This window comes from Streptomyces roseoviridis (assembly GCF_039535235.1).
Lineage (GTDB): Bacteria > Actinomycetota > Actinomycetes > Streptomycetales > Streptomycetaceae > Streptomyces > Streptomyces roseoviridis.
Genome location: NZ_BAAAWU010000001.1, coordinates 4,205,943 through 4,225,427, shown reverse-complemented (window position 1 = coordinate 4,225,427; position 19,485 = coordinate 4,205,943). Strand labels below are relative to the sequence as shown.

14 protein-coding genes, 3 rRNA genes and 3 pseudogenes are annotated in these 19,485 nt (G+C 67.8%); 3 read left to right on the top strand and 17 right to left on the bottom strand.

Going from position 1 to position 19,485, the window contains the following annotated elements; translation table 11 throughout:
- The first annotated feature begins 215 nt into the window (after positions 1-215).
- Positions 216-1,415 (top strand): DUF5667 domain-containing protein, encoded by a 1,200-nt coding sequence (locus ABD954_RS19185; protein ID WP_345487264.1) that lies wholly within the window; start codon positions 216-218, stop codon positions 1,413-1,415.
- Between the two features lie 73 nt (positions 1,416-1,488).
- Here ABD954_RS19185 and ABD954_RS19180 read toward each other — a convergent pair whose 3' ends face one another.
- From ABD954_RS19180 to ABD954_RS19130, 11 genes are all read right to left on the bottom strand, one after another.
- Positions 1,489-2,496, bottom strand: a complete 1,008-nt coding sequence (locus ABD954_RS19180; protein WP_345487263.1) for a lysophospholipid acyltransferase family protein — start codon at positions 2,494-2,496, stop codon at positions 1,489-1,491.
- Positions 2,497-2,518: 22 nt separating this feature from the next.
- Entirely contained in the window at positions 2,519-3,580 is a 1,062-nt protein-coding gene (locus ABD954_RS19175) for an NAD-dependent epimerase/dehydratase family protein (RefSeq protein WP_345487262.1), read from the bottom strand.
- 175 nt (positions 3,581-3,755) lie between these two features.
- A complete protein-coding gene (locus tag ABD954_RS19170; RefSeq protein ID WP_003948845.1) occupies positions 3,756-3,854 on the bottom strand; it encodes a 30S ribosomal protein bS22 in 99 nt (32 codons plus the stop codon).
- Between the two features lie 182 nt (positions 3,855-4,036).
- Entirely contained in the window at positions 4,037-4,246 is a 210-nt protein-coding gene (locus tag ABD954_RS19165) for a helix-turn-helix domain-containing protein (protein ID WP_046910004.1), read from the bottom strand.
- Positions 4,247-4,372: 126 nt separating this feature from the next.
- Positions 4,373-5,188, bottom strand: a complete 816-nt coding sequence (locus tag ABD954_RS19160) for a phosphatase (RefSeq protein WP_345487261.1) — start codon at positions 5,186-5,188, stop codon at positions 4,373-4,375.
- 169 nt (positions 5,189-5,357) lie between these two features.
- Positions 5,358-6,536 carry an acetoin utilization protein AcuC gene (locus ABD954_RS19155; protein WP_345487260.1) on the bottom strand — a complete coding sequence of 393 codons (1,179 nt, stop codon included), beginning with the start codon at positions 6,534-6,536 and terminating at the stop codon, positions 5,358-5,360.
- A complete protein-coding gene (locus ABD954_RS19150) occupies positions 6,505-7,737 on the bottom strand; it encodes an MFS transporter (RefSeq protein WP_345487259.1) in 1,233 nt (410 codons plus the stop codon). Before ABD954_RS19150 ends, ABD954_RS19155 begins: the two co-directional genes overlap by 32 nt.
- 43 nt (positions 7,738-7,780) lie before the next feature.
- A complete protein-coding gene (locus tag ABD954_RS19145) occupies positions 7,781-8,437 on the bottom strand; it encodes an HAD family hydrolase (RefSeq protein ID WP_345487258.1) in 657 nt (218 codons plus the stop codon).
- 154 nt (positions 8,438-8,591) lie between these two features.
- A 5S ribosomal RNA gene (rrf, locus tag ABD954_RS19140) occupies positions 8,592-8,708 on the bottom strand.
- Between the two features lie 86 nt (positions 8,709-8,794).
- Positions 8,795-11,914, bottom strand: a 23S ribosomal RNA gene (locus ABD954_RS19135).
- 283 nt (positions 11,915-12,197) lie between these two features.
- Positions 12,198-13,722, bottom strand: a 16S ribosomal RNA gene (locus ABD954_RS19130).
- The 16S, 23S and 5S rRNA genes sit together here, the layout of an rRNA operon.
- Before the next feature lie 844 nt (positions 13,723-14,566).
- Between ABD954_RS19130 and trpS the strand changes: the two are divergent.
- A pseudogene (gene trpS / locus ABD954_RS19125) lies at positions 14,567-15,564 on the top strand (tryptophan--tRNA ligase).
- Here trpS and ABD954_RS19120 read toward each other — a convergent pair.
- Positions 15,531-15,770: pseudogene (locus ABD954_RS19120) on the bottom strand (helix-turn-helix domain-containing protein); the annotation flags it as partial. The pseudogenes trpS and ABD954_RS19120 overlap by 34 nt on opposite strands.
- Between ABD954_RS19120 and ABD954_RS19115 the strand changes: the two are divergent.
- Positions 15,759-15,881: pseudogene (locus tag ABD954_RS19115) on the top strand (cysteine hydrolase family protein); the annotation flags it as partial. The pseudogenes ABD954_RS19120 and ABD954_RS19115 sit on opposite strands and share 12 nt — an antisense overlap.
- Before the next feature lie 23 nt (positions 15,882-15,904).
- Here the strand turns inward: ABD954_RS19115 and proC are convergent.
- The 5 genes from proC to ABD954_RS19090 form a co-directional block, all read right to left on the bottom strand.
- The gene (gene proC, locus ABD954_RS19110; RefSeq protein ID WP_345487257.1) at positions 15,905-16,714 is read right to left on the bottom strand and encodes a pyrroline-5-carboxylate reductase; all 810 of its coding nucleotides are present in this window, start codon (positions 16,712-16,714) and stop codon (positions 15,905-15,907) included.
- Positions 16,715-16,809: 95 nt separating this feature from the next.
- The gene (locus ABD954_RS19105) at positions 16,810-17,547 is read right to left on the bottom strand and encodes an ABC transporter permease (protein ID WP_345487256.1); all 738 of its coding nucleotides are present in this window, start codon (positions 17,545-17,547) and stop codon (positions 16,810-16,812) included.
- A complete protein-coding gene (locus ABD954_RS19100) occupies positions 17,544-18,338 on the bottom strand; it encodes an ABC transporter ATP-binding protein (protein WP_345487255.1) in 795 nt (264 codons plus the stop codon). Before ABD954_RS19100 ends, ABD954_RS19105 begins: the two co-directional genes overlap by 4 nt.
- 98 nt (positions 18,339-18,436) lie before the next feature.
- Entirely contained in the window at positions 18,437-18,949 is a 513-nt protein-coding gene (locus tag ABD954_RS19095) for a hypothetical protein (protein ID WP_382745737.1), read from the bottom strand.
- Between the two features lie 72 nt (positions 18,950-19,021).
- The gene (locus ABD954_RS19090; protein ID WP_345487253.1) at positions 19,022-19,360 is read right to left on the bottom strand and encodes an SH3 domain-containing protein; all 339 of its coding nucleotides are present in this window, start codon (positions 19,358-19,360) and stop codon (positions 19,022-19,024) included.
- Positions 19,361-19,485 lie beyond the last annotated feature (125 nt).

Below are 19,485 nucleotides of genomic sequence, written 5' to 3'. Positions count from 1 at the left end.
GTCCAACTCACAGTCGGTGACGCCCCGATGACGCACTGGTCCGATCATCTTTCGCGCGTAACCCAAGTGCCGCGCCGCTCGTTGTGCGAAATGCAGGCTCCCTGTGGTCACGCCATGTCCGCATCCACTCACTCTTTCGTGTGGATGCGCTCAAGGTGTGCAACCCTCCGAACCCCCCGGGGAGTCGACCGTCATGACGAGAGGAGGTGCCGCCAGTGATCGCGAACGTTTCGGCGCACCGGCGGGCGAACGCCTTCGCCCAGGCCCTGGAGGATCGGACGTCCGAGGGCGCGGCGGCCGAGCAGCCCGAGGTATCGGCCGAACCAGCCGATCACGGACGGCTGTTGGCCCTGGCGAACGGTCTCGGCGACATGCCGAAGCCGCAGATGGACCCCGAGGTCAAGGTGGTGCAGCGAGCCCAGCTCGTCGCCGCCATGGAAGCGATGCTCGCGGAGGGGAGCGCGGGTGCGGGCCCTACGGTGCCGGAACAGCGGACCGCAGGCCGGGGAGCCCACCGGGCCTCCCCGCTCCGCAAACTGCGTCCCCGTTCCCGCTGGTCCAAGGGGCTCGCCGCCGGCGGCCTCACCGTCGGTGTCGCCGCGGGAGCGTTCAGCGGAGTGGCCGCCGCCAGCTCCGACGCCCTCCCCGGTGACTCGCTCTACGGGCTGAAGCGCGGCATGGAGGACATCAAGCTCGGGATGGCGGACGACGACGCCGACCGGGGCGGGATCTACCTCGACCAGGCGTCCACCCGCCTGAGCGAGGCCCGCAGACTGATGGAGCGCGGCCGCTCCGGCGACCTCGACCACGAGTCGCTCAGCGAGATCCGCCGCGTCCTCGGCGGCATGAAGCACGACGCCTCCGAGGGCCACCGCCTGCTCCGCCTGGCCTACGAGCGGGACGGCGAGATCGGCCCCATGGCCCGGCTGAACTCCTTCGCCCAGGCCCACCGGGCCACCTGGGACGGGCTGCGCGAGCGGCTTCCCGTCCAGCTGACCGACGTCGGCAACGAGGTGAGCGACGTCTTCGACGCCATACACGAAGAGGTCGAGCCGCTGCAGTCCGTGCTCCCGCGCACCCCCGAGCGCGGTTCCGTCGGTTCCGGCGACCCGAGCGCGCCGCGAAACACCCCCTCCGCCGGCACCCAGCAGCCGCACACCTCGCCCGCCGCCCCCTCCACGGGCGGCGACACCTCCCAGCCCCGCCCCTCCGGCTCCGGCCCGGGCACGGGCGCACCGGAGGACGACGGGCTTCTGGGCGGCAACACGGGCGGACTGCTCGACCCGCCGCACACGGGCCCGAGTGCACCCTCGACCGGGCAGGACCCCACCTCCCGGGTCCCGGACGTGGAGATCCCGCCGCTCCTCCCGGGTCTGCTGCCGGGCCTCGGCATCGACAGCAAGGACGCGCAGTAACCGCGATACGGGTGGGGGTCGTCGTCCGTCGGGACGGCGCCCTCCACCCGTACGCACACCCCGGCCCGTACGGTCAGAAGAACACCGACCGGCGCTGCACCAGCAGCTTGTACAGCGCGTGCTGGATCTGCTCCCGCACCTGGTCCGTCAGGTTGAACATCAGCATGGGGTCCTCTGCCGCCTCCAGCGGATAGCCGTCCGTCGGGATCGGCTCGCCGAACTGGATCGTCCACTTCGTCGGCAAGGGCAGCGCGCCGAGCGGCCCCAGCCAAGGGAAGGTCGGGGTCAGCGGGAAGTACGGCAGACCCAGGATCCTCGCCAGCGTCCTGGCGTTGCCCAGCATGGGATAGATCTCCTCCGCGCCCACGATCGAGCACGGCACGATCGGCACCCCGGCCCGCAGCGCCGTCGACACGAAACCGCCGCGCCCGAAGCGCTGCAGCTTGTACCGCTCGGAGAACGGCTTCCCGATGCCCTTGAAGCCCTCCGGCATCACACCGACGACCTCTCCGGCGCGCAGCAGCCGTTCCGCGTCCTCCGCGCAGGCCAGCGTGTGCCCCGCCTTGCGGGCCAGCTCGTTGACCACCGGCAGCATGAAGACCAGGTCCGCGGCGAGCAGCCGGAGGTGCCGGCCGGCCGGGTGGTGGTCGTGGACGGCGACCTGCATCATCAGGCCGTCCAGCGGCAGCGTCCCCGAGTGGTTGGCCACCACCAGGGCGCCGCCCTCCTTCGGGATGTTCTCGACGCCCTTCACCTCGACCCGGAAGTACTTCTCGTACAGCGGGCGGAGCAGCGACATCAGGACCTGGTCGGTGAGCTCCTCGTCGTAACCGAACTCGTCGACCTCGTAGTCGCCCGTCACGCGCCGCCGCAGGAAGGCCAGTCCGCCGGCCAGCCTCCGCTCCCAGTCGCCCCGCGCCGGGGCTCCGGCCCGCTCAGGGGCTTCGGGACCCCTCGGCGCCTCCTCGGGCCCCTGCTGGGTCGGCAGGGCCCGTACGGCGGCCTCCTGGCCGCGTGCCGGGGGCCTGCGGCGCGCCCGTGACCGGTCGTCGTCGAACGGAATGACCTTGGCGTCCGCCATCGCGATCTGGGCTCCTCTTCGGCTATTCCGCTTCAGCGGGCTGGGGGAAGGACGGCGCGGCGGCGAGACGACCGGCGGCCCGGTCCACGGCCCCCGCGAGCAGCTCGGGGGGCAGCAGGCCCGGCCCCTGACTCGCGGCGAAGTCCGCGAAGGCCCCCGCGGTCGTGTAGCGGGGTTCGAACCCGAGGGTCTCGCGCATCTGGACGGTGGAGACCACCCGGCCGTGCGTCAGCAGCCGGATCTGCTCCGGTGAGAAGTCGGTCACCCCGAGCGTGCGCAGCGCCTGACCCACCCAGGTCACCGCGGGCAGCAGCACCGGCACCGTGGGCCGGCCGAGCCGCCGCGCGCACTGGGACAGCAGCAGCACCCCGTCCCCGGCCACGTTGAAGGTGCCGCTGTTCAGGGTGGCCCGGCGCGGCTCGCGCGCCGCGAGCTCCAGGACGTCCATGACGTCGTCCTCGTGCACGAACTGCAGGCGCGGGTCGTAGCCGAAGACGGTCGGCAGGACCGGCAGCGCCAGATACTCCGCGAGCGGGGAGTCCACCCGCGGCCCGAGGATGTTCGCGAACCGCAGCACGCACACCGCCACGTCCGGCCGGCGCCGGGCGAAGCCCCGGACGTACCCCTCGACCTCGACCGCGTCCTTGGCGAAACCACCGCTCGGCAGCGACTTCGCCGGCGTGGTCTCGGTGAACACGGCCGGGTCCCGGGGCGCCGAGCCGTACACGCTGGTGGTGGACTTCACCACGAGCCGTTTGATCCGGGGCGACTTCTGGCAGGCGCCGAGCAGCTGCATGGTGCCGATGACGTTGGTCTCCTTGACCGACGTACGGCCGCCGGAGCCGAGCGGCGTCCCGGTGACGTCCATGTGGACGACCGTGTCGACGTCGTACCGGGCGAGGACCTTCGCGACCGCGGGCCGGCGGATGTCGGCGCGGACGAACTCGGCCGCGCCGAGCGGGTGCGGGGAGTCGACCGCGTCCACGGCGATCACGCGCTCGACCTCCGGATCCCGCTGGACGCGCCGTACGAAACGGGCACCGAGGTGCCGCGCCGCACCGGTGACGAGCACGACCTTGCCCAAGATCAGCGCCTTCCGTCGGTCTTTCGTGGGGTGTTCCGTCGGTGTTCCGTCGACCGCCACCGTAGCGCCTTCACATTTCGGCGCAATGAAAGCCCGCCAGAACAAAAGCGTGGCCCCCCACCGTGGAACGGTGAAGGGCCACGCCCGACGCGAAACGCCGTCGTTGCAGCGACGCTTACTTCTTGTTGCGACGCTGAACGCGGGTGCGCTTGAGCAGCTTGCGGTGCTTCTTCTTGGCCATCCGCTTACGCCGCTTCTTGATAACAGAGCCCACGACTACCCTCGCTCACTTCTCGGAACATCCCCGCGCCAGCGGGGATCGGTGCGGGGCGTCTGGGCCCACACGACCTACGAGGGGCTAGCCTACCGCCCCGAGCGACCCGCTTGTAATCCGAGGGGCGCAATGGGGCATACGGGAGGCGGTCCGGACCGTCTGGGCTCCCCGCCGCGCGCTCGCTACGCGGTCGCCACCCCCACGAAGGACTCCCTCAGGTACTCGTGAACCGCCTGTTCCGGCACCCGGAATGACCTGCCCACCCGGATCGCCGGCAGATGACCGCTGTGCACCAAGCGGTACACGGTCATCTTCGAGACGCGCATCACCGAGGCGACCTCCGCCACGGTCAGGAACTTCACCTCGTTGAGAGGCCTGTCGCCAGCAGCCATGACCCACCTGTACCTTCCGCCGCGACGCCCACCGGCTTCCCCTCCGGTGACTCTTCGTCGCTGAGCGCTCACGCCCAGAGTAGGGGCGGGTGGTACGAGTGGGGAAGAGGAGCTGCCATCGGCCGTTTACCGTGACAGACACGCTCGATTGAGTACATAGCGAGTGAGTGGACGGTAGTAGTCGGAGCGGACCCCGTCATCAAGCGGAACGGCCACGGACACCTGCCCCTCCGCCTCCCCGACGAACAGCGCGGGATCGTCCGTGTCGGCCAGACCGATGGCTTCGATACCCAGCTGACCTGCCCCGCAGACCCAGCCGTGGTCTCCCACCACCAGCTCCGGAAGCGGCCCGCCGCTCTCCGCCGCGCTGTCGAGCGCCACCCGAACCGGCAGCGGCGAGTGGGTGTGCGCCCCGGGTTCGCGCCCTGCGGCCCGCAGATCCGGTTCTCGCACCAGGGCGACACCCCGTACGTAGTCCAGGAGGTGCGTGCGTACGCCGAACCGGGTCGTTATGTCGACACATCTCCCCTGCGCCGGGGTGAGAACAAGACATCCCGCCGCCGACAAAGCGTCTGCGAGAGCGGCGTAGAAACCCAGCAGCCGGTGCGGATGCCCCGTCCCGAAGAGCACCGGGGCCCGCCGCGCCGCCGCCTCCCCGAGCCGCTCCGCGAACGCCCCGAGCGCCCCGAGGGTCCGCTCCGGGTCGATCACGTCCGGGCCCGAGCGGTGCGCCGGGTCCCCGGACACCCCGCAGCGGTCGGCCATCAGCCGCAGCAGCTCGGCCTCGTCCCAGCGCCACGCCGGGTCCAGACCGAGCGTCACCCGCGGATCCCGCGCGGCGAACAGCCGGTAGCTCCGCAGGCTCGCCTCCCGCGACGTCGCCACGGTCCCGGCCAGCCCGGCCGCCAACAGATGCGCCCGCAGCGCCCCGGTACTCAGCACCCGACCGATGCTGCCGGACCCCACCCGGGAAAGGGCGGGAACCGGCCGCACACCGCACAGTCGGCGTAACGGCCGAGCACACGCACGCACGCCGGTTCCCGGCCCGAGCCACGCATACACCGGTTCTCGCCCCGGGCCGCGGGCCCGTGCTCCGGTTCCCGGCCGCGCCTCAGGCCAGCAGGCCGCGCAGCGGGAACGCCGCGCGACGCGTCGCCAGCACCGCCTGGTCGAGCCGGTCCGCCGGGTCGTACCCCTCCGCCCAGTCGCGCCACCCGACCGGCCAGCGCCCGTCCGTCATCCGCAGCGGACCCGGCTGCCGGGTCCGCGCGTACACCTCGTCGCGCCACGACGACGGGATCACCGACTCCGGATCGACCGGAGCGTGCGCCGCGATCCCCACCAGATGCGTCCACGACCGCGGTACGACGTCCACCACCGCGTACCCGCCACCGCCGAGCGCCACCCACCTGCCGCCCTCGACATGCGCGTGCGCCAGCTCGTGGCACGCCTCCTGCACCGCCCGCTGCGCGTCGAGCGACACCGCCAGGTGCGCCAGCGGATCCTCGAAGTGGGTGTCCGCGCCGTGCTGGGTGACCAGCACCTGCGGCCGGAAATCGGCGAGCAGCTCCGGCACCACGGCGTGGAAGGCCCGCAGCCACCCCGCGTCCCCGGTCCCCGCCGGCAGCGCCACGTTCACCGCCCCGCCCTCGCCGGGGCCCGCCGCGCCCGTCTCCTCCGGCCAGCCCGTCTGCGGGAACAGCGTCCGCGGATGCTCGTGCAGCGAGACCGTCAGCACCCGCGGGTCCTCCCAGAACGCCGCCTGCACGCCGTCGCCGTGGTGCACGTCCACGTCCACGTACGCGACCCGCTCGGCGCCCAGCTCCAGGAGCCGGGCGATCGCGAGCGCCGCGTCGTTGTAGATGCAGAAACCCGACGCGGCTCCCGGCATCGCGTGGTGCAGGCCGCCCGCGAAGTTCACCGCGTGCGCCGCCTCGCCCCGCCACACCGCCTCCGCCGCGCCCACCGACTGCCCCGCGATCAGGGCCGACACCTCGTGCATCCCCGCGAACGCCGGATCGTCCACCGTGCCGAGCCCGTACGCCTGGTCGGCCGACCGCGGATCCGCCGACGCCGCCCGCACCGCCGCCACGTAGTCCTCACGGTGCACCAGCCGCAGCGTCGACTCCCCGACCGGCCGTCCCGCCACCACGTCCACCGCCCGGTCGAGGCCGTACGCCCGCACCAGAGCCATGGTCAACGCCAGCCGCACCGGGTCCATCGGGTGCTCGGGCCCGAAGTCGTAACCCGTGACAGCTTCATCCCACATCAACAGTGCGCGGCCGCTCATGCCCGCCACCGTATCGGGCCTTCGGAGAAGCGAACGACGTGGCGTACACCACCGTCACGAGCACCAGCACCATCGGCACCAGCATCGCGCCCCGATAGCTCCACGCGTCACCGAGCGCCCCCACCAGCGGCGACCCGATCAGGAACCCCACGTAGTTGAAGACGTTCAGGCGCGCGACGGCCGCGTCGCTCGCGCCCGGGCCGTGCCGGTCGAAGGCGAGCCGGCCCGCCGCGGCGAAGGTCTGCGGCACGATCACGCTCAGCCCGAGTCCCAGCAGCGTGAACCCGGCCATGCCCACCCATGCCCCCGGCGCCACCGCGACCACCGCGAAGCCCAGCGCGGCGAGCACCGCCCCGCCCCGCACCACCAGGACGGCTCCGAACCGCCGCACCCCGAAGTCGCCGACGGCCCGCCCGAGCAGCGTCGTCACCATGTACGCGTTGTACGGCACGGTGGCCAGTTCCTCGGAGCTGTGCAGCACGTCCTGGAGGTACTTCGCCGACCAGTTGGAGACCGTGGAGTCCCCGATGTACGCGAACGTCATCACCAGGCACAGCGGCAGCAGCGCCTTGAACGCCACCCCGCCCGAAGCCGACCCGGCCTCCGCCGTCCCTGCCCCCAGTCCCGGTCCCGGTCCCGGCTCCCCGTCCACGTACCAGCGGCCGCCGGCGAACGCCACCGGCAGCAGCACCGCCACGACCGGCAGATACGACACGAACAGCGGCAGGTCCCCGTGCGCCCCGACCCAGGCCAGCGTGGCCCCCGCGATCCCGCCGAGGCTGTACGAGGCGTGGAAGCCGAGCATGATGCTGCGCCCGTACGCCCGCTGGAGGCTCACCCCCAGCATGTTCATGGACGCGTCCAGGGCGCCGACGGCGAGCCCGAACACGCCGAGCGCGACGGCCACCGTCCACAGCTCCGAACCGGCCCCCACCGCCAGGAGCGACAGGAGCACCACCGGCTGGGACCAGCGCAGCACCCGCCCCGCCCCGACGCGGACGACGAGCTTCTCGGTGAACACGCTGGCCACGCCGGCGAGCACGGGCACGGCCGCGAGGAAGACGGGCAGCAGCCCGTCGGATATCCCGTACCGGTCCTGGATCGCCGGTATCCGGGTCACGAGCAGGGCGAAGGTGACCCCCTGCACGAAGAAGCCGACCGCCAGGGATCCCCGCCCACGCCGCAACCGCGCATCCGTCATGGCGGCTCAGCGTAGGCCCGGGTCTTACCGAGGGGTAGGTCGATCACAGACCCAAAATCGCCGGCAGCTCCTCCATCGCGCGGAAGTATCCGCCGGCCCCCGGCAGCTTCGCCTCGGGCGTCATCGCCGTGAACCCGTAGACGTCCATCCCGGCGGCGACGGCGGCCTGGACACCGAGGGGGCTGTCCTCGACCACCAGACAGCGCTCGGGCGGAACGCCCATGCGCTCGGCCGCGTGGAGGAAGAGGTCGGGCGCCGGCTTGCCCCGTCCGACGTCCTCGGCGCTGAAGACGATCTCCTCCGGGAACCACACGTCGAGCCCGGTCTTGCGGTGGCCGACCCGGATGCGCTCATGGCTCCCCGAGGACGCCACGCAGTAGGGAATTCCTTCGGCGGTCAGCCTCTTGAGCACGTCGGCGGCACCGGCCACGGCTTCGAGGTCCCGCTCGAACGCGGCGAAGACGCGGACGTGGAAGGTGTCGTCGAAGTCCTCCGGCAGCCGCCGCCCGCTGCGCTCTCGGACCAGCTCGTGGATCCGGTGCATCGCGGAGCCCATGTAGTCCCGCACCGACTCCTCGTACGTGGTGGGGTGCCCGAGCTCGGTGAGGTAGGCGGCGAGCAGCCGGTTGGAGATCGGCTCGCTGTCGACGAGCACACCGTCGTTGTCGAAGACGATCAGGTCGTACGAGTCATGGGGCATGCGCCCCACCTTACGAGGCGCCCTCACGACGGGCCGTTCGCGCACGGGCCCCTCACGTACGGTCCCGGTGAACTCGGCCGGAGCCGTGGAAATACACCTGAACGCAAAAATGCCTCAACCCCCGGACAAGGTCCGGGGGTTAAGGCTAAAAATTGTTCGGCGGTGTCCTACTCTCCCACAGGGTCCCCCCTGCAGTACCATCGGCGCTGAAAGGCTTAGCTTCCGGGTTCGGAATGTAACCGGGCGTTTCCCTAACGCTATGACCACCGAAACACTATGAAGTTGAACCGCCGCGCCCCTGACCAATAGGGGGGCGTGTTCGTTACTTCAGAACTAACACAGTGGACGCGAGCAACTGAGGACAAGCCCTCGGCCTATTAGTACCGGTCAGCTCCACCCATTACTGGGCTTCCACATCCGGCCTATCAACCCAGTCGTCTACTGGGAGCCTTACCCTCTCAAGGAGGTGGGAATACTCATCTCGAAGCAGGCTTCCCGCTTAGATGCTTTCAGCGGTTATCCCTCCCGAACGTAGCCAACCAGCCATGCCCTTGGCAGGACAACTGGCACACCAGAGGTTCGTCCGTCCCGGTCCTCTCGTACTAGGGACAGCCCTTCTCAATATTCCTACGCGCACAGCGGATAGGGACCGAACTGTCTCACGACGTTCTAAACCCAGCTCGCGTACCGCTTTAATGGGCGAACAGCCCAACCCTTGGGACCGACTCCAGCCCCAGGATGCGACGAGCCGACATCGAGGTGCCAAACCATCCCGTCGATATGGACTCTTGGGGAAGATCAGCCTGTTATCCCCGGGGTACCTTTTATCCGTTGAGCGACGGCGCTTCCACAAGCCACCGCCGGATCACTAGTCCCGACTTTCGTCCCTGCTCGACCCGTCGGTCTCACAGTCAAGCTCCCTTGTGCACTTACACTCAACACCTGATTGCCAACCAGGCTGAGGGAACCTTTGGGCGCCTCCGTTACCCTTTGGGAGGCAACCGCCCCAGTTAAACTACCCATCAGACACTGTCCCTGATCCGGATCACGGACCCAGGTTAGACATCCAGCACGACCAGAGTGGTATTTCAACGGCGACTCCACCATGACTGGCGTCACGGCTTCAAAGTCTCCCACCTATCCTACACAAGCCGAACCGAACACCAATATCAAACTGTAGTAAAGGTCCCGGGGTCTTTCCGTCCTGCTGCGCGAAACGAGCATCTTTACTCGTAGTGCAATTTCACCGGGCCTATGGTTGAGACAGTCGAGAAGTCGTTACGCCATTCGTGCAGGTCGGAACTTACCCGACAAGGAATTTCGCTACCTTAGGATGGTTATAGTTACCACCGCCGTTTACTGGCGCTTAAGTTCTCAGCTTCGCCCACCCGAAAGTGAGCTAACCGGTCCCCTTAACGTTCCAGCACCGGGCAGGCGTCAGTCCGTATACATCGCCTTACGGCTTCGCACGGACCTGTGTTTTTAGTAAACAGTCGCTTCTCGCTGGTCTCTGCGGCCACCCCCAGCTCACGGAGTAAATCCGATCACCAGGCGTGGCCCCCCTTCTCCCGAAGTTACGGGGGCATTTTGCCGAGTTCCTTAACCATAGTTCACCCGAACGCCTCGGTATTCTCTACCTGACCACCTGAGTCGGTTTAGGGTACGGGCCGCCATGAAACTCGCTAGAGGCTTTTCTCGACAGCATAGGATCATCCACTTCACCACAATCGGCTCGGCATCAGGTCTCAGCCTTAATGTGTGACGGATTTGCCTATCACACGGCCTACACCCTTACCCCGGGACAACCACCGCCCGGGCTGGACTACCTTCCTGCGTCACCCCATCGCTTACCTACTACCACCTTGGGTCAGCGGCTCCACCACTCCCCTTTGCCCGAAGGCTCCGGGGCGGCTTCACGGCCTTAGCATTAATGGATTCGATATTGGGCGTTTCAAAGCGGGTACCGGAATATCAACCGGTTGTCCATCGACTACGCCTGTCGGCCTCGCCTTAGGTCCCGACTTACCCTGGGCAGATCAGCTTGACCCAGGAACCCTTAGTCAATCGGCGCACACGTTTCTCACGTGTGTATCGCTACTCATGCCTGCATTCTCACTCGTGAACCGTCCACAACTCGCTTCCGCGGCTGCTTCACCCGGCACACGACGCTCCCCTACCCATCACAGCCTCCGTTGGGAGTATTGCTGCAATGACACGACTTCGGCGGTACGCTTGAGCCCCGCTACATTGTCGGCGCGGAATCACTTGACCAGTGAGCTATTACGCACTCTTTCAAGGGTGGCTGCTTCTAAGCCAACCTCCTGGTTGTCTCTGCGACTCCACATCCTTTCCCACTTAGCGTACGCTTAGGGGCCTTAGTCGATGCTCTGGGCTGTTTCCCTCTCGACCATGGAGCTTATCCCCCACAGTCTCACTGCCGCGCTCTCACTTACCGGCATTCGGAGTTTGGCTAAGGTCAGTAACCCGGTAGGGCCCATCGCCTATCCAGTGCTCTACCTCCGGCAAGAAACACACGACGCTGCACCTAAATGCATTTCGGGGAGAACCAGCTATCACGGAGTTTGATTGGCCTTTCACCCCTAACCACAGGTCATCCCCCAGGTTTTCAACCCTGGTGGGTTCGGTCCTCCACGAAGTCTTACCTCCGCTTCAACCTGCCCATGGCTAGATCACTCCGCTTCGGGTCTTGAGCGTGCTACTGAAACGCCCTGTTCGGACTCGCTTTCGCTACGGCTTCCCCACACGGGTTAACCTCGCAACACACCGCAAACTCGCAGGCTCATTCTTCAAAAGGCACGCAGTCACGACCCACATCCAAAGATGTGAGCGACGCTCCCACGGCTTGTAGGCACACGGTTTCAGGTACTATTTCACTCCGCTCCCGCGGTACTTTTCACCATTCCCTCACGGTACTATCCGCTATCGGTCACCAGGGAATATTTAGGCTTAGCGGGTGGTCCCGCCAGATTCACACGGGATTTCTCGGGCCCCGTGCTACTTGGGTGTCTCTCAAGCAAGCCGCTGATGTTTCGTCTACGGGGGTCTTACCCTCTACGCCGGACCTTTCGCATGTCCTTCGACTACACCAACGGTTTCTGACTCGCCTCACAGCCGGCAGACTGTGAAAGAGAGATCCCACAACCCCGCATGCGCAACCCCTGCCGGTATCACACGCATACGGTTTGGCCTCATCCGGTTTCGCTCGCCACTACTCCCGGAATCACGGTTGTTTTCTCTTCCTGAGGGTACTGAGATGTTTCACTTCCCCTCGTTCCCTCCACATGCCCTATGTGTTCAGGCATGGGTGACAGCCCATGACGACTGCCGGGTTTCCCCATTCGGAAACCCCCGGATCAAAGCCTGGTTGACGGCTCCCCGGGGACTATCGTGGCCTCCCACGTCCTTCATCGGTTCCTGGTGCCAAGGCATCCACCGTGCGCCCTTAAAAACTTGGCCACAGATGCTCGCGTCCACTGTGTAGTTCTCAAGCAACGACCAGCCACCCATCACACCCTGCCGAAGCAAAGCTTTACTGGGGCCGGCATCGCGAAGGCAAGACCTTTCGGCCGTACCCTCAGATACCCAACAACGTGCCAAGCACGATCCTTCAAGACCTCATCACGTTCCACGCCGAAGCAGTACTGGTGACGGACTCTCACGATCGTGCCAACTAATCAACGTTCCACCCATGAGCTGACCGTGCAGAACGTTTGCCTGCAATCGGTACTGTGCTCCTTAGAAAGGAGGTGATCCAGCCGCACCTTCCGGTACGGCTACCTTGTTACGACTTCGTCCCAATCGCCAGTCCCACCTTCGACAGCTCCCTCCCACAAGGGGTTGGGCCACCGGCTTCGGGTGTTACCGACTTTCGTGACGTGACGGGCGGTGTGTACAAGGCCCGGGAACGTATTCACCGCAGCAATGCTGATCTGCGATTACTAGCAACTCCGACTTCATGGGGTCGAGTTGCAGACCCCAATCCGAACTGAGACCGGCTTTTTGAGATTCGCTCCGCCTCGCGGCATCGCAGCTCTTTGTACCGGCCATTGTAGCACGTGTGCAGCCCAAGACATAAGGGGCATGATGACTTGACGTCGTCCCCACCTTCCTCCGAGTTGACCCCGGCGGTCTCCTGTGAGTCCCCATCACCCCGAAGGGCATGCTGGCAACACAGGACAAGGGTTGCGCTCGTTGCGGGACTTAACCCAACATCTCACGACACGAGCTGACGACAGCCATGCACCACCTGTATACCGACCACAAGGGGGGCACTATCTCTAATGCTTTCCGGTATATGTCAAGCCTTGGTAAGGTTCTTCGCGTTGCGTCGAATTAAGCCACATGCTCCGCTGCTTGTGCGGGCCCCCGTCAATTCCTTTGAGTTTTAGCCTTGCGGCCGTACTCCCCAGGCGGGGAACTTAATGCGTTAGCTGCGGCACCGACGACGTGGAATGTCACCAACACCTAGTTCCCAACGTTTACGGCGTGGACTACCAGGGTATCTAATCCTGTTCGCTCCCCACGCTTTCGCTCCTCAGCGTCAGTAATGGCCCAGAGATCCGCCTTCGCCACCGGTGTTCCTCCTGATATCTGCGCATTTCACCGCTACACCAGGAATTCCGATCTCCCCTACCACACTCTAGCCTGCCCGTATCGGATGCAGACCCGGGTTAAGCCCCGGGCTTTCACACCCGACGTGACAAGCCGCCTACGAGCTCTTTACGCCCAATAATTCCGGACAACGCTTGCGCCCTACGTATTACCGCGGCTGCTGGCACGTAGTTAGCCGGCGCTTCTTCTGCAGGTACCGTCACTTTCGCTTCTTCCCTGCTGAAAGAGGTTTACAACCCGAAGGCCGTCATCCCTCACGCGGCGTCGCTGCATCAGGCTTTCGCCCATTGTGCAATATTCCCCACTGCTGCCTCCCGTAGGAGTCTGGGCCGTGTCTCAGTCCCAGTGTGGCCGGTCGCCCTCTCAGGCCGGCTACCCGTCGTCGCCTTGGTGAGCCGTTACCTCACCAACAAGCTGATAGGCCGCGGGCTCATCCTTCACCGCCGGAGCTTTCCAGTCTCGGAGATGCCTCCGCGACTCGTATCCGGTATTAGACCCCGTTTCCAGGGCTTGTCCCAGAGTGAAGGGCAGATTGCCCACGTGTTACTCACCCGTTCGCCACTAATCCACCCCGAAGGGCTTCATCGTTCGACTTGCATGTGTTAAGCACGCCGCCAGCGTTCGTCCTGAGCCAGGATCAAACTCTCCGTGAATGTTTACCGGTAATCCGGTCGAACACCACGAGAGCGGAACGGTCCGGAGGAATAGTCCGTACCGTTCACAGCGTCCTCGCTGTGTGCCACCCCGTGGGGTGGACTTTTTCAAAGGAACCTCGACCATCCGAAGATGGACGGGGTATCAACTAATCTGGCGTTGATTTTTGGCACGCTGTTGAGTTCTCAAGGTGCGGACGCTTCCTTTGTACTCACCCTCACGGGCTTTTCTCCGGGCGCTTCCTTCGTTTCCGACTCTATCAGATCTTTCCGATCCGATTTCCTCGGTGCTTTCCGGTCCCTTTCGCTTTCGCTCCGGGCCCTTCCGGCGGTTCCGACTCTATCAGATCCTTTCGGGCCTGATTCCCGGTCAGCGGGAGTTGTCTTCGCGGCTGTTGGGCCGTTCCGACGAGTGAGACTTTAGCGGATTCCCCGCCCCCGACGCTAATCGGGGACTCACGTCCAAACCTTCGAACGCGGATTCCTCATTTCGCAAAAGCGCACGGAAAGACAAGACGGCACGGCGAATCGACGCCGTCAGGCGTTGTGGTTCTTGCGGAATGGCTGTCCGGGGCCGACCGGAGTCGGTGCTCACGTCGGACAACCCGGAGAACACTACGTACCTCGTAATCCCGTGTCAACCCCGGGTCCGCGGCGTAGGGTGGGGGCATGACTACGCGTGCGCACGCCACCCAGTGGTGGGCCGCCTGACGGCGGCCCGTGCTCACGCGCGCAGATACGGCCGCCGCCTCGGCGGCCGTTCGCGTATCCCCCTCCGGGAGTCCGGCCGACGGGCCGGCGGTGCTCGTACAGAGACAGCCAGGAGAGAGGGAGAACGAACGCGATGAAGCGGATCTTCAGCGGGATCAAGCCGACCGGCACCTGACGCTGGGCAACTACCTCGGGGCCGTGCGGCGGTGGGTCGAGGTGGACCAGCACCAGGCGGACGCGCTCTTCAGCGTGGTGGACCTGCACGCGCTGACCGTGGAGCACGATCCGGCGCGGGTGCGGCGGCTCAGCCGGCAGGCGGCGACGCTGCTGCTGGCGGCGGGGCTCGACCCGGAGCGGTGCACGGTGTTCGTGCAGAGTCATGTGGACGAGCACGCGCGGCTCTCGTACCTCATGGAGTGCGTGGCCACGGACGGCGAGATGCGCCGGATGATCCAGTACAAGGAGAAGAGCCTCCGGGCGCGTGAGTCCGGGGAGAGCGTGCGGCTGTCGCTGCTGACGTATCCGGCGCTGATGGCGGCGGACATCCTCGCGTACGGGACCGATGAGGTGCCGGTGGGCGAGGACCAGACGCAGCACGTGGAGCTGGCGCGGGATCTCGCGGTGCGGTTCAACCATCGGTACGGGCATGTCTTCACGGTGCCGAAGGCGACGCATCCGGTGGTGGCGGCGCGGGTCATGGATCTGCAGGACCCCCGGTCGAAGATGGGGAAGTCGCACGAGAACGGGGCGGGGATCGTCTATCTGCTCGATGACGCGGACACCGTGCGGCGGAAGATCATGCGGGCCGTGACGGACAGCGGGCGCGAGGTGGTCTACGACCGGGAGGCCGCTCCCGGGGTGGCGAACCTGCTGGATGTGCTGGCGGCCGCGACGGGTGGGAACCCGATCGGGCTTGCCGGTGTATACGAGTCGTACGGATCGTTGAAGAAGGACACGGCGGAGGCGGTGGTCGAGCTGCTGCGGCCGGTGCGGGAGCGGCATGCCGAGCTCGCGGCGGACCCGGCGCAGGTGGACGAGGTGCTGCGGGCGGGGGCCGAGCGGGCTCGTGGGATGGCGCGGCCGCTGGTCGACCGGGCCTACCGGGCGATCGGGCTGCTGCCGGCCGTGTGACGGAAGGCGTTGCGGTAGTCGCGCGGGCTGGTGGCGAGGTGCGAGGCGAAGTGCTGGCGCATGGTGACCTCGCTGCCGAAGTCCGCGCGGCGGGCGCCTTCGGGGAGGGGGTGATCAGTGAGTTCGAGGAGTTTCCGGGCGGCGGCCACGCGCTGGGTGATGAGCCAGTGGAGGCGGGTGGTTCCGGTGGTGGCCTGGACGGGCCGTTCGGGTGGCAGTGGACGGCGGAGGAGCTGACCCGGGCGACGGCGGTGTCGCTGCACGGCGGGCGGTTCGCCCGGGTCGTGACCACACAGGAGGTGCTGAGGGGCGCGGGCGCGCGTGAGGCGCGCCGTGGTGGTCAGCCCTGGCCGGAGGCGAGCTCGCGGCTGCGGTCGCGGGCGGCTTCCAGGGCGGCGATCAGGGCGGCTCGTACGCCGTGGTTCTCCAGCTCTCGGATGGCGGAGATGGTGGTGCCGGCGGGGCTGGTGACGGCCTCGCGGAGCTTGACGGGGTGTTCGCCGCTGTCGCGGAGCATGACGGCGGCGCCGATGGCGGCCTGGACGATCAGGTCGTGGGCCTGGGCGCGGGGCAGGCCGAGGAGGATGCCGGCGTCGGTCATGGCCTCGACGAGGTAGTAGAAGTAGGCCGGGCCGGAGCCGGACAGGGCGGTGGCGGCGTCCTGCTGGGACTCGGGGACGCGCAGGGTCTTGCCGACGCCGCCGAAGATCTCCTCGGTGTGGTCGAGGTGTTCGTGGGTGGCGTGGCTGCCGGCGGAGATCACGGACATGCCCTCGTCGACGAGGACGGGGGTGTTGGGCATGACCCGGACGACGGGGGTGCCGGTGGCGAGGCGTTCCTCGATGAAGGCGGTGGGGATGCCGGCGGCGGCGCTGATGACCAGGCGGTCGGCGGCGACGTGCGGGGCGAGTTCGTCGAGGAGGCGGCCCATGTCCTGGGGCTTCACGGCGAGGATGAGGGTGTCGGCGCGCTTGGCGGCGTCGGCGTTGCTGACGGCCTCGACTCCGTAGCGGGCGTGGAGTTCTTCGGCGCGCTCGGTGCGGCGGGCGGTGACCAGGAGGTCCGCCGGGCGCCAGCCGGCGCGGATCATGCCGCTGAGGAGCGCTTCACCGATCTTGCCGGTGCCGAGGACTGCGACGGTCTGGGTCATGGGTCTGTTCACCTCGCCGGAAGGGGCTCCACGTGCAGGGACATCCTCGCACCGGGAGGCCGTCCGGTGCGGTGGGTGTCCGAGGGGCGGGCAGGTCACGGGGTGCGGCGGCGGAGGGTGGCGGCGCCGAGGGCGAGGACGAGGACGGCGCAGCCGGCGACGACGAGGGCGTCGCGGACGAAGTCGGTGGTGATGTCGGTGTGGTGCAGGACCTGGTTCATGCCGTCGACCGCGTACGACATGGGCAGGACGTCGGAGACCGCTTCGAGGGCGGGGGCCATGCGGTCGCGCGGGGTGAACAGGCCGCAGAGCAGCAGCTGGGGGAAGATCACGGCCGGCATGAACTGGACGGCCTGGAACTCGGAGGCGGCGAAGGCCGAGACGAAGAGGCCGAGGGCGGTGCCCAGGAGCGCGTCGAGCAGGGCGACCAGGAGGAGCAGCCAGGGTGAGCCGGTGACGTCGAGGCCGAGGAGCCACAGGGCGAGGCCGGTGGCGAGGGCGGACTGGACGACGGCGAGCAGGCCGAAGGCGAGGGCGTAGCCGGCGATCAGGTCGGCCTTGCCCAGCGGCATGGCGAGGAGGCGTTCGAGGGTGCCGGAGGTGCGTTCGCGCAGGGTGGCGATGGAGGTCACCAGGAACATGGTGATGAGCGGGAAGATGCCGAGGAGCGAGGCGCCGATGCCGTCGAAGGTCTGCGGGCTTCCGTCGAAGACGTAGCGGAGCAGCAGGAGCATCAGGCAGGGCACGAGGAGCATCAGGGCGATCGACCGCGGGTCGTGGCGGAGCTGGCGCAGGACGCGGGCGGTGGTGGCGAGGGTGCGGGCGCTGTTCACGGGCGGGGCTCCTCGGTGCGGTGCGGGTCGCGGGCGGCCGCGGCGTCCACGAGGTGGAGGAAGGCGTCCTCGACGGTGGTGGTGTCGTTGCGGTGGCGCAGGGCTTCGGGGGTGTCGTCGGCGAGGAGTTCGCCTTCGCGCAGGAGGAGCAGCCGGTGGCAGCGTTCGGCCTCGTCCATGACGTGGGAGGAGACGAGGAGGGTGGTGCCGCGGTCGGCGGCGATGTGGTGGAAGAGGTCCCAGAGGTCGCGGCGGAGCACCGGGTCGAGGCCGACGGTCGGTTCGTCGAGGACGAGGAGCTCGGGGGCGCCGAGGAGGGCGACGGCGAGGGAGACCCGGCTGCGCTGGCCTCCGGAGAGCCGCCCGGCGAGGGCGTCGGCGTGGGTGGTGAGGTCGACGTCGGTGAGGGCCCGGTCGACGGCGGTGCGGCGGTCGGTGCGGTGGGCGCGGCCGGGGAGGAGGACGGCGGCGAAGTAGTCGAGGTTCTGGCGGACGGTGAGGTCGTCGTAGACGGAGGGGGCCTGGGTGACGTAGCCGATGCGGGGGCGCAGGGCCGGGTGGCCGGCGGGGTGGCCGAGGACGTGGAGGGTGCCGGTGACCTTGGCCTGGGTGCCGACGACGGCGCGCATGAGGGTGGTCTTGCCGCAGCCGGAGGGGCCGAGGAGGCCGGTGATGCGGCCCCGGGGGACGGTGAAGTCGAGGTCGCGCAGGACGGGGCGGTCGCCGCGGACGACGCTGAGGCCGGACGCGACGATCGCGTCGCCGGCGACACCACCGCTTTTATTCATCATGTGATGAATAGTGGGCGCGAGGGTGGCACGACGTCAAGGACCCCGGACGATGTCCGGGGTCCTCGGGGGATCTCAGCGGCGGGGCAGCCGGGGGACGGTCAGCGCTTCGGCTTCTTGCGCCCGGACGGGTTGCCGGTCCGGTTCGAGCGGCGCTTCTCGTAGCGGGCCAGGGCCTCTTCGTACTCCGTGCGCAGCAGATTCTCGCCCGGCGCCTCGGTGAAGGAGCGGAGGAAGTAGGCGAGGAGCGAGCCGATGAAACCGATGGCCTTCAGGCTGCGCAGGGAGTCCTCGCGGGCCGGGTCGGCGGGGCGGCGGCCGAAGCCCTCCCACGTCTTGCGGAAGGCGATCGCGCTGCAGACCGCGAACATCACCACCACGAGCGTGTTGACGAAGCCGCCGACCTGGGCGATCGCCAGGCCCTCGTACGCGAAACGCAGCACGAAGCAGCCCGCGACCGCGGCGGCGAGCGAGCCGACGGCCACGCCGGTGCGGCGCAGACCGTAGTGGCCGCTGTGGTCCACCCAGGTCGTGCCGAAGAAGCGGAGCTCCTCGGGCCGGGGCCCGGCCGGAGTGCCGGTCTTGCTCTGCTGGTCGTCGCTCACGAGACCGATTATCCCCGGCCCTGAGGGCAAGGCGCCGTCAGCCGGAGCGCAAGGCGCCGTCAGCCGGCCGGCGAGGCTCCGTCAGCCGCAGCGGCGGGCCACATAGCCGTCGGTGCCCGTCTTCACATACGCGTCGGAGACGAACTGGCCGGGGCTGATGTTGTCCCAGATGTTGGTGGTGCCGTACGGGCCGGAGATCCGCTCGCCGGGCGTCTGGCAGTAGATCTGGACCCAGGCGCCCAGGGTCAGGGTCCGTACGATCGGGTACTTGGTGCCGGGACCGGAGCGGACGTTCACCCGGTAGCCCGGGGCGATCGGGTAGGCGGTCACGTCGTCCGCCGCCATGGCCCGTACGGCGCTGCTCTCGGCGTCCCCGGCGGGCGCGAGGCTCTCGGTGTTCTCGGTGTGCTCGACGCTCATGGCCATTCCCCCGTCTGGCGTGAAAGCGCTGCTTCGGAGCGCTGCGGTGAGATTCACTCTCCGCGACGCGCAGGCTAGCAAGCCCCACCGACATCGGCCGCACCATCGACTAGGCTCCGTGCGTC